Annotated in this window: 16 protein-coding genes, 1 pseudogene and 1 riboswitch; of the genes and pseudogenes, 8 read left to right on the forward strand and 9 right to left on the reverse strand. The window is 51.0% G+C overall.

All coding sequences use genetic code 11. The features are described 5' to 3' along the window. The first annotated feature begins 13 nt into the window (after positions 1-13). Positions 14-520: a hypothetical protein gene (locus tag QW71_RS08435; protein ID WP_039296078.1), complete on the forward strand. Its 507-nt coding sequence runs from the start codon at positions 14-16 to the stop codon at positions 518-520. Between the two features lie 55 nt (positions 521-575). On the opposite strand, the gene QW71_RS08440 is transcribed toward QW71_RS08435, so the two are convergent. Beyond that, positions 576-1,040: a VOC family protein gene (locus QW71_RS08440; protein WP_039296081.1), complete on the reverse strand. Its 465-nt coding sequence runs from the start codon at positions 1,038-1,040 to the stop codon at positions 576-578. A 161-nt stretch (positions 1,041-1,201) separates the two neighbouring features. On the opposite strand from QW71_RS08440, the gene QW71_RS08445 reads away from it, so the two are divergent. The 3 genes and pseudogenes from QW71_RS08445 to QW71_RS08455 form a co-directional block, all read left to right on the forward strand. Continuing rightward, positions 1,202-1,624 carry an Lrp/AsnC family transcriptional regulator gene (locus tag QW71_RS08445; RefSeq protein WP_039296084.1) on the forward strand — a complete coding sequence of 141 codons (423 nt, stop codon included), beginning with the start codon at positions 1,202-1,204 and terminating at the stop codon, positions 1,622-1,624. A gap of 45 nt (positions 1,625-1,669) precedes the next feature. Beyond that, positions 1,670-2,083, forward strand: coding sequence for a VOC family protein (locus QW71_RS08450; RefSeq protein ID WP_039296085.1), 414 nt, complete (start codon positions 1,670-1,672; stop codon positions 2,081-2,083). A 35-nt stretch (positions 2,084-2,118) separates the two neighbouring features. After that, positions 2,119-2,409: pseudogene (locus QW71_RS08455) on the forward strand (ADP-ribose pyrophosphatase); the annotation flags it as partial. 12 nt (positions 2,410-2,421) lie between these two features. On the opposite strand, the gene QW71_RS08460 reads toward QW71_RS08455, so the two are convergent. Next, entirely contained in the window at positions 2,422-3,897 is a 1,476-nt protein-coding gene (locus QW71_RS08460) for a DHA2 family efflux MFS transporter permease subunit (RefSeq protein WP_039296087.1), read from the reverse strand. Between the two features lie 165 nt (positions 3,898-4,062). Between QW71_RS08460 and QW71_RS08465 the strand changes: the two genes are divergently transcribed. After that, positions 4,063-4,617 carry a TetR/AcrR family transcriptional regulator gene (locus QW71_RS08465; protein WP_039296089.1) on the forward strand — a complete coding sequence of 185 codons (555 nt, stop codon included), beginning with the start codon at positions 4,063-4,065 and terminating at the stop codon, positions 4,615-4,617. Between the two features lie 50 nt (positions 4,618-4,667). Here QW71_RS08465 and QW71_RS08470 read toward each other — a convergent pair whose 3' ends face one another. From QW71_RS08470 to QW71_RS08500, 7 genes are all read right to left on the reverse strand, one after another. Next, the gene (locus tag QW71_RS08470; RefSeq protein ID WP_039296092.1) at positions 4,668-6,065 is read right to left on the reverse strand and encodes a HAMP domain-containing sensor histidine kinase; all 1,398 of its coding nucleotides are present in this window, start codon (positions 6,063-6,065) and stop codon (positions 4,668-4,670) included. After that, a complete protein-coding gene (locus QW71_RS08475) occupies positions 6,053-6,715 on the reverse strand; it encodes a response regulator transcription factor (RefSeq protein WP_039296094.1) in 663 nt (220 codons plus the stop codon). Before QW71_RS08475 ends, QW71_RS08470 begins: the two co-directional genes overlap by 13 nt. Before the next feature lie 30 nt (positions 6,716-6,745). Further along, positions 6,746-7,504 carry a lantibiotic immunity ABC transporter MutG family permease subunit gene (locus QW71_RS08480; protein ID WP_039296097.1) on the reverse strand — a complete coding sequence of 253 codons (759 nt, stop codon included), beginning with the start codon at positions 7,502-7,504 and terminating at the stop codon, positions 6,746-6,748. Between the two features lies 1 nt (position 7,505). Further along, positions 7,506-8,234, reverse strand: coding sequence for a lantibiotic immunity ABC transporter MutE/EpiE family permease subunit (locus QW71_RS08485; RefSeq protein ID WP_039296099.1), 729 nt, complete (start codon positions 8,232-8,234; stop codon positions 7,506-7,508). Continuing rightward, positions 8,227-8,943, reverse strand: a complete 717-nt coding sequence (locus QW71_RS08490) for a lantibiotic protection ABC transporter ATP-binding protein (RefSeq protein WP_039296104.1) — start codon at positions 8,941-8,943, stop codon at positions 8,227-8,229. The genes QW71_RS08485 and QW71_RS08490 overlap by 8 nt, the downstream gene beginning before the upstream one ends. 165 nt (positions 8,944-9,108) lie before the next feature. Next, positions 9,109-9,366, reverse strand: coding sequence for a GlsB/YeaQ/YmgE family stress response membrane protein (locus QW71_RS08495; RefSeq protein WP_039296107.1), 258 nt, complete (start codon positions 9,364-9,366; stop codon positions 9,109-9,111). Positions 9,367-9,454: 88 nt separating this feature from the next. Continuing rightward, on the reverse strand, positions 9,455-10,540 hold the full coding sequence (locus tag QW71_RS08500; protein WP_039296110.1) for a GntR family transcriptional regulator: 1,086 nt from the start codon (positions 10,538-10,540) through the stop codon (positions 9,455-9,457). A gap of 281 nt (positions 10,541-10,821) precedes the next feature. On the opposite strand from QW71_RS08500, the gene QW71_RS08505 reads away from it, so the two are divergent. Genes QW71_RS08505 through araA form a run of 3 tightly spaced genes read left to right on the forward strand, consistent with a single transcriptional unit; the run spans position 10,822 to position 14,599 of the window. Continuing rightward, complete coding sequence (locus QW71_RS08505) at positions 10,822-12,435, forward strand: xylulokinase (RefSeq protein ID WP_039296113.1); 1,614 nt, start codon at positions 10,822-10,824, stop codon at positions 12,433-12,435. Positions 12,436-12,438: 3 nt separating this feature from the next. Continuing rightward, a complete protein-coding gene (locus QW71_RS08510) occupies positions 12,439-13,134 on the forward strand; it encodes an L-ribulose-5-phosphate 4-epimerase (RefSeq protein ID WP_039296117.1) in 696 nt (231 codons plus the stop codon). Between the two features lie 40 nt (positions 13,135-13,174). Continuing rightward, the gene (araA, locus tag QW71_RS08515) at positions 13,175-14,599 is read left to right on the forward strand and encodes an L-arabinose isomerase (protein ID WP_039296120.1); all 1,425 of its coding nucleotides are present in this window, start codon (positions 13,175-13,177) and stop codon (positions 14,597-14,599) included. A 465-nt stretch (positions 14,600-15,064) separates the two neighbouring features. Then, a riboswitch (glycine riboswitch) is annotated at positions 15,065-15,144 on the forward strand. Positions 15,145-15,163 lie beyond the last annotated feature (19 nt).

Below are 15,163 nucleotides of genomic sequence, written 5' to 3' on the forward strand. Positions count from 1 at the left end.
GGCAGGTGGAGCAATGGGCCGCACTAGAATCGTCTTTATAGGCATTGCAGCTGCAGTGATAATTGTGGCGTTAGGGGTGATCATTAACTATAATCATTCCAGCGCGAAATATAATATTTACAGGGATCATCGCGAGCTGTTTGAGGCTGTGAGGGATGAGACCGAGCTTCTTATGACCAGCCTGGATAACCGGAGTGATATAGGAAATACCTTTATCTACTCCAATAACGGAAATGCTGTGGGCCATCAGTTCCTGGATGGTGTAGATACGGGCCTGCAGGGCAATGTACAGCAGATTATTGCGGTATCAGAAGACAAGTTGAACTTTCTTAGGTACAGCAGACAGAACGGGAAGAGCCTCCTAAGGTTCGTGTTTGACTGGGAAGGCGAGAACGGCAACACCTATCATATCGTGTATTGTGACAGTCAGGATCTGGTCGAGAAGGCTTATAGTGAGGAGCCTGTTAAATACAAGCTGGATACCCTGGCGGACGGCTGGTACGGGATAGAGATCGAGTGATCTGAGCGATGGCTGCATAACGGAGCAGGCCCTGTCCCTTAAGGGACGGGGATTTTTATGGGGTAGGGTTAAATCCGGACCTGTCAAAATCAACCTCTTCAATAAATTCGATAATTTCCCCGTTAGGGCTGTGAATGAGTGCGTTCTTCACCAGCAGCGGCGGTTCGCCAAGTGACAGGGTATCCGGTTCTACGAAAGTCCTTGCTCCGTGAGCAAGGGCTTTTTGATATATTTCCTCCACATTATCTACATAAAAGGCAAAATGCAATAACGCTCCGTGGGCTATCTCTTCTTCGGATGAAGCTTTCTTTCCCTGAGCAGGAATCACGGCATCGTTATCAAAAATTTCAAGGCAGGTTCTGCCGTCCGGTGAAATCAGCATCGAAGCTTCCTGGATGTGAAATGAGGGCAGACTCCAGTGATGGCCCCGCTTAAACCCCAGAACTTCGGTATAAAATGCAATAGTCGCTGTATAATCTCTAGCTTGGATCGCTACATGTGCCAGACCTTTTACGCCCATCTAATTACCGCCCCCTTATCTGATATAGGTTAATTATAGGTATAACAAAGGTTGAAATACATGTGAATAACAAGGGATTTATAGTAATATAGGCTTATATTATGAGGTATTTCAGATAATTTGGTTTATTAACTAAGGGGGTGCTCTGGATAGATAATCCTATGGATGACATTGATACAAAAATCATGACCTTACTGCAGTACAACGCACGAATGTCAGTAGCTCAAATCAGTAAAGAGGTGGCCATGTCGCAACCTTCGGTGAAAGAAAGAATGATGAAGCTGGAGGAAAAGAATATCATTTCCGGCTATGTCACTACGTTTAGTCTGCGGGAGCTGAACCGGGGGACGACAACTTTTATCCTATTAAAGACGGAACATTGCCACGAGCTCACTGACTTTTGCCGGGAGGCTATTGAAGTAACGGACTTATTCCGTATCAGCGGAGAATATAATTATCTCATGAAGGTGCAGACTGCATCGATTGAAGAGCTTGCAGAATTTCAGGATTCGCTTATTAAGTTCGGTCCTTCCAAGTCGCATATTAGTCTGAAAAATATACTGGAGAACAGGGTTTTGCTGTGAGAATTATTAATATTTCCGGATAAAACGAAAAGGTGGGATTATGGCATGAGGATGAAATTAGAGGGGATTACTGTATTGGCGCTGGATGTTGCCGTATTAACCGGCTTTTATCGGGATGTGCTGGGGTTTAAGATTGTTGTAGAAGAGGAGCATTATGCTGAGTTTGAGAATGACGGAGTTCGTCTGGCGGTCTTCTCGGCACCCTTAATGGCAGACAACACGAATGGCCATCCTTCTTTCTTGGAAGAGCGTAAGGGACAAGCCTTCGAGCTGAATTTCGAATGTGATTCTCCTGAGACGGTCCGCGTAAAGTATGATGAATTTGTTGCAAAAGGGGCTACAGGGATAACTGCACCGAAGGTGATGTCCTGGGGGCACACTACGGGATTCTTTGCAGATCCGGAAGGCAATATTCATTCCCTCTTTGCGGTTAACCCCGTTACAGCAGAGAATACCTGAGAGACTCGGCTTGGAGAACCATAGCAAAGCAGACCGCTAATGACGGACTCGCTTTTGATCACGGGAAAATCATTGCCCGCGCCATCGAACGGCTGCGCCAAGAAACGGAGCAGACCGGCATCGCGCTGCACTTAATGCCCAAGCTGTTTACCTTAACGGAGCTGCAGCAGGTGTACGGGGTAATTCTGGACAAAGAACTGCCGGAGGCTGTCTTCCGGGACAAGCTTGCGGGTCTGGTGGCTGAGACTGACCACTATACGGAGAATACGCTGCAGCATGCTTCCCGCTTGTACCGCAGGAATTGGGAAGAGGACTATTCGTTGTGATCACAATCCCGGTTACAGCAGAGGATCTTCCTTGCTGACTACATTCGCTTTTTTATCGGGCAGCAGCTTGCTCTTCACCGGCATGAATAAGGTGATTACAAACGCGGCGGCAGCTAGAATCATCATGAAGTAATAGGCGTCACTTGCCCCCAGCATCGAGGCCAGGGATTTAAGGTGCTCGGCTGTAGTAGAAGGGTTGCTGTGCATGACTGTTGCTGCATGACTTGTTGCCTGCACGGTGTAGATCGTAATGACGACAGCTGTACCAATGGCTCCGGCGATCTGGCGCACGGTATTATTCACGGCGGTGCCATGCGTACCCAGCTGCCTTGGCAGTGCGTTGAGTCCGGCCGTATTGAGCGGCATGGTAATGAAGCTTAGGCCAATCCGCAGGCCAATGGTACGAATCATCAGATACGTATAAGTTGTAGATTCCGACAAATCGGTTACCGCCCACATTGCCGGAATAATAAACAGTAAACCAATGATGAACAGCGGCTTCGCGCCGAACCGGTCATATAATTTGCCGGTAACGGGGGACATGAACGCATTGACAAGCGCGCCCGGCAATAATAACAGTCCTGCATCAAAGGGGGTGAAGCCGCGTCCCTTCTGCAGATAAATCGGCAACAGGATCATATCCGCGTACATCATCATGGTGATTAATACGTTAATCAGGGAGGTTAAGGTGAAGACTTTATTCTTGAAGACGGCCAGGTTCAGCAGCGGATCATCCGACTTGATTTGCCGGACACAGAATAGGGCCGTTACAGCGACTCCAACCGCCAAAGTCAGGATTACCACCGCATCGCCCCAGCCTTTACTGCCTGCGCTGCTGAAGCCGTATAGAATAAGGCCGAACCCGATCGTTGATAAAAGAACACTTACTACGTCAAGCTTCGACTTGGCCGTATCGGATACATTCACCAGATACTTGAAGGCCAGTACGATAACAATGAGGACAAGCGGGATAAGACCGATAAATAACCAGCGCCAGGAGTGATATTCTACAACAAATCCCGAGAGCGTCGGACCAATCGCAGGAGCGAAGATCATCGCCAGCCCGAGCAGTCCCATCGCACTGCCGCGCTTCTCAACCGGGAAGATGGCGAGCACAACACTCATCAGGAGCGGCATGATAATCCCTGCACCGGCTGCCTGAATCATCCGCCCGATCAGGAGCACACTGAAGCTTGGTGCTGCTGCACAAGTTATAGAGCCCATCAGCAGAAACAACATGGCACTCAGAAATAACTGCCGCGTTGTGAAACGTTTCATTAAATAGGCGGTGACCGGAATCAATATCCCGTTGACCAGCATGAAGCCTGTTGAAATCCATTGTACGGTGGTTGCCGTGACATCGAATACATCCATCAGACTGCTTAAAGCGACATTCAATAACGTCTGATTAAGGGTAGATAAGAAACAGCCAAAGATTAAGATGGTCAGTAAGATCCCTTTATTTATGGTCTTGGATTCTTCTTGCATAACGTAGGCCTCTCTTCATTGCTTTTTCAACACAGTGTCAATAAAATGAATCATATCAGGATTTAGGCGTTAATCCTATTTGCAGTTTCCACGGAAATGTCGACTAATCGACAGTCTGGGCGAATGCGTTGATGAAGTGCCAAATAAACAAGTTAGAGGGATGAAATGCCAGAACACAAAAGGGTTGATCCAAGAACCATCCGTTCGAAAAAGATGCTGAAGGATGCTGTTTTTTCATTGTTGGCCGATAAGGTGGAGATATCTCAATTGACTGTCAAAAGAATTGCCAGCCGCGCCGAATTGAACCGGGCAACGTTTTATTTGCATTATGAGGATATTAATGATCTGCTGCGCCAGCTGGTTCATGAGATCTTTGATGAGCTGTCCAAGAAGGTGGAGCCGTTATTACAGGTGAAAGGCAGCAACGAACAGCAGCAGCTGGTTATCTTTTTGAATTATTTCTATGAGTACCGGAAGGTTCTTGCTGTATTAGTGGAGCATAAGGGCTTCGCGGACCACTTGAGCAGCCTGCTCAAGAATACGATCGAGAAACGGCGGAACGCCAGAAATATAAGCACCGCCAGGGAAGTGGCTTCGGTTGATATTATTACAGCTTCCTTGCTGGGGATTATAATGTGGTGGATTAAGGAGGGTACAGAGTATAGCGCGGAGTACATAGCGGGGCAGATTACTCTGGTGTATAAGAGAAGGTACATTTGACGGGCGGCTGGCGGCTAAAAAGGGGATTAAATCAGGCAACCCTAATTCTCTTAAGGAGAATCAGGGTCGCTTGGTTGCTTGATTTGTGAAATGCTCAGGGTCACCTTCCCTCCGCCGGAGGGGGATACATTATCCAGACTAAGGCTGCCCCTGTGCTGCTCGGCCACAGACCGGGCAATGTAGAGCCCCATCCCGTGATGGTTGCCGGGGCTTCGGCTCTGGTCGCCCCTGTAGAACTGATGGGTTGCTTCTTTCAGATCGGCCTGCGAGAAGCCGCGGCCTGTATCGGTGATAACGAAATGAACAGCATCAGCACCGCCTTCTACGAGCAGACCGATACTTCCCTGCGGAGGTGTATGCTCTGCCGCATTCGCGAGCACGTTAACAATCCCCCGCAGCAGCAGTTCTTTATGGATGAAGAGGAACTCAGGCAGGTTCTTCTTCTGGACAGAGGCATGCAGGTTCTTCCCGGAGGAGAGGGCCTTCAGCTGCAGCTCCAAGGCTTCAAGAATTTCCGCTGCAGGGACAAGGGATTCCCGGCGGGCCGAGCCAGCCTGCAGGCTGGACAGATCAATAACCTCCTGTACGAAGGCTTCGATGTCCCCGGCGCTGCGGAGAATATAACTGTTATACTCCCGCTGGGCATCATCCTGTGAGGTCTCCTGCAGCAGCTCTGCGTTTCCCCGGATGATGGTGAGCGGTGTCTTAATGTCGTGGGCCAGCGCGGAAATCTGTTCTCTGCGGGAACGTTCCAGCTCCCACTGCCGCTTAAGCGAGGTATTCAGGGCTTCCTTCATCCGGTCCAGGGAGGCCAGCACCTCATCGATCTCGCGGATTCCGCAGGGCTTAATGGTGAACTCCAGATTCTCACGCTGGATGTGCCCGGTCGCTTCCTGCAGCCCGGCCATTTTCTTCGACAGTCTGCTGCCGAACAGAGCGGCGAGCAGGGCGGCCTGGAGCAAAACACCGAAGATGAAGAGCAGGATGGCCAGCAGCTGAGGATTCGGCAGATAGCTGCGCAGCAGGGAAGAGGCGTACTGCGGCGTTAAGCTATACCGGAATATCCAGATTTCCTGCCCGTGCCGGGCGGTTGTATAGAAATGAGAGCCCTGATTATCCCCATGCTGCACGATCTCCCAGGCATGTATTGCTTCCTGGCGTTTCAGATTACCGGCGAGCAGCTCTCCATCCCCGGTGAACACGGTATAATCCACCCTGTCCGGAACCATCTGCGGCGTTACTGCTTCGCTTGAGGCAAGCCGTTCCTTGAACGCTGCAATCTCCTTCTCGGCATAGTTTGCGGGCAGCACGGCATCCCAGGCAAAAGCCAGCGTGAACAGGCCGAGCAGCACGCCCAGCAGCAAGATCGTTCCCAGGCTTAAGAACAGAAGGTATTGCAGAAAAAAGGTGCGAAGGCGTACGGTTTTGGTTAATTTTACAGCTTCCACTTATATCCGATCCCCCAGATGGTCTCAATGACATCCATTCCATATTTGCTTAGCTTGGCACGGATATTCTTAATATGCTCCGTAATAGCGCTGCTGTCGCTTTCCCCGTCATACCCGAAGACTGCTTCATAGATATGTTCCTTCGAGAAGACCTGTCCGCGGCTGCGGGCCAGGAATTCGCAGATTTCATATTCGCTTTTGGTCAGAGGCACCTTGTCCGCTTGAACGAACAGCTCTTTGCCGGAGAGGTTGAAATGTACGTTCTCCAGATACAGAACCTTCCGCTTCTCCCTGCCCTCCCGCCTGAGGTGGGCATCAATCCGCGCCCGCAGCGCCCCTATACCAAAGGGCTTTACAATATAATCATCTGCCCCGAGGCCCAGGCCGTACATCAGATCGCTTTCCTGTGTTTTGGCCGTTAAAAAAAGAATGGGGCAGTCCACTGCCGCGCGGATCTCCCGGCAAAGGGTAAAGCCGTCCACCCCCGGCATCATGACATCCAGCATAATAAGATCATACGCGCCAAGGTCGGACTGGCGTACCTGGGTGGAATCAGAGATCACCGTCACCAGGTGCTGATCCGTACGGAGTGCATTGCGAATCAGCGACAGGATGGCGGGCTCATCGTCTACTACGAGTATTTTGGCCATATTCATTCCCTCAATGTATAAGTTGTAGGTCTAATTCTCCGTTGATCGTCCTTCCCAGCGCCTGAACCATAAGAGGCATAGCAGGGAAGCGGTGATTGTTCCCGGTATGCAGACCGCAATTCCGGTATTCAGGCCGGATACGGCAGGGGATAACGTGATACCGGAAGCGTGGATTGTCCATAAAGAGATGAAGCGGACACCCCAGGCGAAGGGGATATAGGGCCAGATCGAATCGCCCAGTCCGGTGAGCATTAAGGCGGACACCAGACTTCCCGCCAGCCCCGTTCCAATAGAAGCCCCCCGGCCAAATTGCAGGCTGGCTGTCAGGTGAAGCAGGTAAAGAAATATATTGCTCCCGAACAGAATAACTGCCCCGGTGAGGTAAAAGGGTAATCCCAGTCTGTCCTGCTGCAAAATCCTGCTAAAGCCCAGACCAAAGAGGCTGTAAGCAAACAGGACGGCTCCGAGGCCAAAACACAACAGGAGCAGCAGCTTACTTATATAGGTTGTGATTCTGGCCGCAGGCATAGCAAGCATTCCTTGATACTGTCCTGCATTCGCTTCCTGTTCCGCCGCCATGGAGCAGACGAGCCCGATCAGGGCAGGAAGGGCACAGCCCAGAGACTGCATGAACGCCAATGCCTTGTCTGAGGCGCTCCATGGGGAGTAAGAATAGTAGGCCAGGAACACAGCAGCTCCGGTTAAGGGGGCCAGCAGATGAATCAGCAGAAACGGTGTGTGCCGGGTTTTGAGCAGATCCGCCCGCAGCAATCCCAGTAGTGTGGCCATGTTACTTCGCCTCCTGCTTATGGAACCATAGTGCAGTAAGCAGGAACAGTAATCCGAACCAGACCAGGGAGACCAGCACATCTGCCAGGATCATGTCTGTGCTTCTCAGCGGACTGTCCGCCGGTACCGGAAGGCCATTCGGCAGGATGGACAGCACCGGGCACATGAGTCTGAAAGTAATCGTATACGGGATGTAATCCCACAGTCCTCCGGTATCGAAGGTAACCACACCCACGACAGTACCGAACATATTAAGCAGAACAGCGGCGAATAATCCGAGCCGTGCGGCCAGGAACAGACACAGTGGAATCTGCCACAGAAACGTAATGAAGATCAGCGCGCTGCCGGCCAGGCTGTTCAGCAATGGAATGGTCTGGCCAAATAGCATTCCCCCTGCTGTAATGCCAATCAGGAACAGGAGAAGAGCAGCGGACAGCCACTGCGCACAGGCGATGATTTTCCCGGCCCAGAGGATCTTCGGATCTACGGGAAGTGCCAGCAGTCCGCGGTATTTCATCTTGGCATCCTTATGCAGAGCCAGTGAACAAGTGAGTGTCAACGCCCCCGGCAAGAGCATGGTGTACCACCAGTTATAAGCCCCGGTCTGAAAATAGCGTCCGCCCATTAGAATGGCACACAGCAGCATCGTGAATACAGGGGCGATCCAGACCAGACTGGGGATGAAGGTGCGCCGCCATTTTAAACGTTCAGCCCTAATATGATTAAGCATGCGGCGCAACCTCCCTCCGGCCTGCTGCTGCCACCTGCATGAACAAGGCTTCCAGCTCTTGGCCGTGAGGAATGGCACCCTGATATCCCAGCACTCCGCCGGCGATAATTCCGATCTGATCCGCTACCTGTTCGACCTCGGAGAGCATATGACTTGAGAGAATGACAGTGATTCCCTGCCCGGGGAAGGAACGGATCAGCTCCCGCAGCTCCTGAATCCCGATAGGGTCAAGCCCGTTGGTCGGTTCGTCCAGAATGAGCAGCTCCGGCTGGTTCAGGAGTGCAATCGCGATGCCGAGCCGCTGCTTCATCCCCATGGAGAACTGTCCGGCACGTTTCTTCCCCGTCCGGGCCAAATCCACGGTGGTGAGCACCTCTTCGATCCGGGACTGCGGCAATCCGAGGGCAAGTGTGCGCACCTTGAGATTCTCCCGGGCGGTCAGGTTCTCATATAGCGGCGGCGCCTCAATCAGTACGCCAATTCTGCGTAAGTCCTTCCGGGTCCAATCATGCCCTTGAATGCGGATGCTGCCCGAATCGGGGCGCAGCATGCCTGCGAACATTTTGAGTGTTGTTGATTTGCCGGCGCCATTCGGACCAAGCAGTCCATAGATAGAGTTGCGCGGTACAGCAAGTGATACATTGCTCACGACGGTTTGGTGCTTGAAGCTTTTACATAGATTCTCGGTTTCCAGAATAATGTCCCGCATATTATATCATCCTTTCTATCTCCACAGTCTAAGAGGAGATTCTAAGGATTCTATAAGGATAACGGAGGATTCCCCGGCAGAATGAAGGTTTATGCATGACAGAGACCCTCCCCGGTACTGCAGGAGGGTCTCTGTCTGGAGGTTGAAGCTAGAGCCGGCGGGATTCTAACGTTTCCGGAATGCGCCCCCGCGGGCCAGTGCAAAGAATATCAGTAAGGCGATAATTGAACCAACAATGGCTGGAATGATATGGAATCCTCCAACAACGGGACCCCTCGGCCCCAGCAGCTCGGTACCCAGCCAGGAGCCGACAAAGCCGGCAATGATATTTCCCAGCACGCCCCCTGGAACGTCGCGTCCAATCAGATTGCCGCTTAGCCAGCCGATAATTCCGCCGATAATCAACACCCAGAGCAGATACATTGATTTGTCCCCTTTCCAGTGGTTTATTCAAGGTATGTTAGGAAAGGGAATAGGTGAACTGCTCATTGAATAATTTTTGAAAAGCCTGCTAATCCAGCGCCCTTACCGTCTCCCCCTCAATCAGCACAGGCTGATAATAGGTGCTGTTCCGCAAATCCTTCTTCCCCTGCAGCTTTTTAATAACCCATTCAGCGGCATCACGGCCCATCTGCTCCTGCGGATGGGTTAAGGTCGTGAGCTTGATGCCCGCATTCTTGGCGATATAAGAATTATCCTGGCCAATAATTGATAAATCCTCCGGAATCGAAATCTCCAGCTGTCTGCACACATTTACGACTTCCAGGCCAACCTCATCGTTATAGCAGACAATAGCTGTTAATACCTCTCTGTTATCGGTCAGGAACTGCTTCAGGTTCTCTGACAGGGCTTGCTTCGACTCGGTATCGAAGGACAGCACCTGCTCGGGGTGAAAGCGTAATTTGGCTTCTCCAAGCGCTTTGATATAACCCTTCATGCGGTATTTGCCTTGCAGGTCATCCATTTTGGCAATAATACCGATCTGGGTATGGCCCTTGGAGATCAGCTCTCTGGTCGCCAGGTAACTGGACTGCACATCATCAAGGCAGAAGAAAGGCACCTCCAGTTCTTCATAATAAGCATTAATCATGATAAACGGGACATCCTGTTCTTTGAACGACAGATAGTAGGCGATATTGGGGTTGTACAGATTGCTCTTCGTAGGCTCAATAATCAGACCTTCGACGCCAAAGGACAGCATCATTTCCAGCGCCTTCTTCTCCTGGGCGACATCATTATTGGTACTGGCGAGCAGCAGCGAATAATTATCCTCATTCAGTCTACTCTCAATCCCGCGGATGATGGAAGGGAAGATGTAATCTGAGAGGTAAGTCGTGATGACACCGATGGTTTTATTGCTCTGATTGCCCCCCGATTTGGACCGGAACTGGTTGCTTACATAGGTGCCCGAGCCTTTCTCGCTCCTTAGGAAGCCCTCATTGGATAGCTCCAGGATAGCCTTCCGGACGGTTTGCCGGCTCACACCATAGGTGTCCTGCAAGGCTAATTCTGTAGGAATCTGCTCGCCCACACTATAGGTTCCTGACAGTATATTGCTTTTTATATCATCAAAAATAATCTGGTATTTGGTTTTCACCCGGCTCACTTCTTTCGTGGTTGTTCATATACGAATCGGTATATCCGCAATAGTTGTACGTACACATTATAGTATGAATATATCGTTATTATAATCCGATGTCTACTATGTATAAGCGTTTTAAGGGAAATGCGGATTTCTCACTGTAAAATTTGTATGTATATCTTGTGTGTAATGTTGACAAATGTACGAACAAAAAATATACTAAGTCTGTTAATAAAGGAAGCGCCTTCTTTCCATTTCTATTATAACAGTTAGGTTCAGAGAGGAGTAACGTGGGCATGGATCAGAACATCGGGCAAGCGGTACTTAAGGGAGAAACTTCACTGGGTATCGAATTTGGATCCACACGTATCAAGGCAGTACTGATTGATCAGCGGTTTGAGACCATCGCATCCGGAAGCTTCGAGTGGGAAAATCTGCTTGAGGGCGGGTACTGGACGTATCATTTGACAGACATTATCAAGGGCCTGCAGGAGGCTTACCGTGAACTGAAGCAGGTAGTCCAGCAGAAGTACGGTGTTACGCTTACGACCGTCGGTTCTATCGGGTTCTCGGCAATGATGCACGGATATATGGCTTTTGACAGCGCAGGCGGGCTGCTGGTTCCGTTCCGGACCTGGCGTAATGCAACAACCGGTGCTGCGGCCAAAGAATTAACGGATGTCTTCCAGTTCAACATCCCTGAACGCTGGACCATAGCGCACCTGTATCAGGCGATACTGAACGGGGAAGAGCATGTGCCTCAGGCGGAGTTCGTAACAACGCTGGGCGGGTATATTCACTGGCTGCTGACCGGCAGCAAGGCGATCGGGATCGGCGATGCTTCGGGGGTTTTCCCGATAGATGAGGCTACGCAGGATTACAATGCAGCGATGGTTGCACAGTTTGATGAACTCATTGCAGACAAGGGCTATCCTTGGAAGCTGAAAGATATTCTTCCTAAAGTCTATACTGCGGGCGAGCAGGCTGGGTTGTTAACGGAAGCGGGTGCGTTAATTCTCGATGCGTCCGGGGATCTGCAGCCGGGTATTCCGCTGTGTCCCCCGGAAGGTGACGCCGGAACAGGAATGGTCGCTACGAACAGTGTGCGCAAACGGACCGGTAACATCTCCGTAGGCACTTCCGTGTTTGCAATGATCGTGCTGGAGAAGGATCTTACAGCCGTATATCCGGAGATTGATATGGTAACGACTCCAGACGGCAGTCCGGTCGGCATGGTTCATGCCAACAACTGTTCCAGTGATCTCAACGCCTGGATCGGCTTGTTCCGTGAATTCTCGGAGGCGATGGGCTTTAAGTCTGACCCCGGCCAGCTGTTCAGTGTCCTGTTCAATAAGGCACTGGAGGCGGATGCCGATGGCGGCGGTCTGCTGAGCTACGGGTATTTCTCCGGGGAGAATATTACCGGGATTGAGAAAGGCCGGCCGCTGTTTGTACGCTCACCGGAGAGCCGGTTCAATCTGGCCAACTTCATGCGGACGCATTTATTCTCCGCTTTTGGCGCGCTGAAGATCGGAATGGATATTCTGACCAAGCAGGAGCAAGTGTCGATCGACAGTATTCTGGCTCACGGCGGATTATTCAAAACTCCTGTTGTCGGGCAAAAAATCGTTGCCGCTGCAATGAACGTCCCTGTCTCTGTCATGGCAACAGCCGGAGAAGGCGGCGCATGGGGGATGGCGATTCTGGCCTCCTACATGCAGAACAAAGCACAGCAGGAGCGTCTTGATGACTTCCTTGACCACAAGGTATTTAAGGATGTGGAAGGACAAGTCATCCATCCGGATGCGGCTGATGTGAAGGGCTTTGAGCTGTTCATGGAACGTTACACTGCAGGGATCGCGATCGAGCAGGCTGCTGTAGATCATCTGGTAGAAAACGGGAGGGGTTAACCTATGTTGGAGCAACTGAAAGAAGAGGTATTCGAGGCCAATCTGGACCTGCCTAAGCATGGACTCGTCAAATACACCTGGGGCAATGTGAGCGCAGTTGATCGTGAGAAAGGCGTATTCGTCATCAAACCAAGCGGCGTCAGCTATGACAAAATGAAACCGAGTGATATGGTCGTAGTGGATTTCGACGGTAACGTGGTTGAAGGGGAGATGAGACCTTCCTCGGATACACCGACACATGCCGTACTCTACAAGCATTATGCAGAAATCGGCGGCATCGTGCACACGCATTCGACCTGGGCGACCATCTGGGCGCAGGCCGGGCTTGATGTTGCTGTAATGGGAACGACACATGCGGACACCTTCTATGGCGCGGTACCCTGCGCCCGCTTCCTGACGCAGGAGGAGGTTGACCGCGGCTATGAAGCGGAGACCGGACGCGTGATCATTGAGACTTTTGAACAGCGGGGCCTTAATATTATGGCAGTTCCCGGCGTCTTGCTGAAAGGTCATGGCCCCTTCACCTGGGGGAAGAATGCCCATGATGCAGTGATGAACAGCGTGGTGCTGGAGGAAGTGTCCAAGCTGAACCATTTTGCCCGCGAGCTGAACCATTTCGCTGAAGAATTGCCGCAGCGGATTCTGGATAAACACTATCTGCGCAAGCATGGTAAAGGCGCTTATTACGGTCAGAAATAATCTGATTTATATATTATCCAAGAGAAGAGGATGAAAGAATATGTCAACAGTAAGTGCTAAGCAATTCTGGTTTGTTGTAGGATCACAGCATCTGTACGGAGAAGAAGCCCTCGGTGAAGTTAAAGCTCATGCACAGGAGATGACGGATGCCCTCAATAACAGCGGTGTGCTGCCTTATCCGCTGGTGCTGCAGGATCTGGCGGTCAGCGCAGACAAAATCACTTCGATCATGAAAGAAGTCAACTACCGTGACGAGGTTGCCGGTGTAATCACCTGGATGCATACCTTCTCCCCGGCCAAAATGTGGATCCGCGGCACGAAGCTGCTGCAGAAGCCGCTTCTGCACCTGGCTACGCAGTACAATGAGAGCATTCCTTGGGCCACACTGGATATGGACTTCATGAACCTGAACCAGGCTGCCCATGGCGACCGTGAATACGGGTTCATCAATGCCCGCCTGAAGAAACAGAACAAAGTGGTAGTAGGGTACTGGGAACGCGCCGAAGTCCAGAAGCAAATTGCCGAATGGATGGACGTTGCCGTTGCGTATAACGAAAGCTTCAACATCAAAGTGGCCCGCTTCGGCGACAACATGCGTAACGTGGGCGTTACCGAAGGCGACAAGGTAGAAGCCCAGATTCAGTTCGGCTGGACCGTGGATTACTTCGGGATCGGCGACCTGGTTGCGTATGTAAACGAAGTGAAGGAAGAAGAAATTGATGCGCTGTTCGCTGAATATGCAGAGCAGTATGATTTCGATTACGGTTCATACAGCAAAGAAGCATGGGAAGCCAGCGTGAAGGTACAGGCCAGCTATGAAATTGCCCTCAAACGCTTCCTGGATGCCGGAAACTACAATGCGTTCACTTCGAACTTCGAAGACCTGCACGGCATGAAGCAGCTTCCGGGTCTTGCCGTTCAGCGTCTGATGGCACAAGGCTACGGCTTCGCCGGCGAAGGGGACTGGAAGACAGCAGCCCTGGACCGCCTGATGAAGGTGATGAGCCACAACCTGAACACCGGATTCATGGAAGATTACACCTACGAAATGGCTGCCGGCCAGGAAGCGATTCTGCAGTCCCACATGCTTGAGGTTGACCCGAGCCTGGCCAGCAACAAGCCGAAGGTGCTTGTGTCTCCGCTGGGTATCGGCGACCGCGAAGATCCGGCCCGTCTCGTATTCGACGGCAAGGCTGGCGAAGGCGTCGTGGTATCGATGGCTGACTTCGGCACGCATTACAAGCTGCTGATCAATGAAGTTACTGCCTTCGAGCCGACGGTTCCGGCTCCGAATCTTCCAGTGGCCCGTGTACTCTGGCAGGTGAAGCCTAACTTCCAGGATGGAATAAAAGCCTGGATCGAGAACGGCGGCGGCCACCATACTGTGGTGTCGCTCAACTTGACTACAGATCAGATCGTAACCTACGCCAAGCTGGTTGGCCTGGATTATGTAATTATTAAGTAAATAGTGGAATATTCTTGGATCAAATGAGCGGATGGGCTATTGCCTGTCTGCTTTTTTTTAATGCAGAGCCAAGGTATTACCGGCAAACTCATCCTCCGTGCCCGTGACTTTCTAAAATCCTGTACAAAATACAACTTTCGCTTCATTAAATTGGACTAAATCGAAAATTGTTGTACAAAAGGCAGCATTTCTCCTCCTGCATGCGGTTTAGCGTGGAAATTCTTGTATTTCATACAACAATCCATCAGAATAACCGGGTATCTGCGCATCCAAGTTGCAAAACGTACAACATTTATGCCGCTGCAGTGCAGGAGCGCACCCTAGAGATCTAGCCATAGGTAGGAGACTTTTATCACTGTTCAATACTCACATGCCGAGTAATATGTTAGAATATCAGAATGCATTAACGCTTCACCAATTTAATACATCACACGGGCTATGATTGCTATGGATCACACTATAGCAGGAGCAGCTTCTGGAGAGACTGCGGGAGACCGCAGCGCCGAAGGGTTCACAATCTCAGGCAAAAGGACAGAAGAGTACGGAATTTGTATTTGTTATGCT

It is taken from the genome of Paenibacillus sp. IHB B 3415, assembly GCF_000802655.2.
Lineage (GTDB): Bacteria > Bacillota > Bacilli > Paenibacillales > Paenibacillaceae > Paenibacillus_AQ > Paenibacillus_AQ phytohabitans.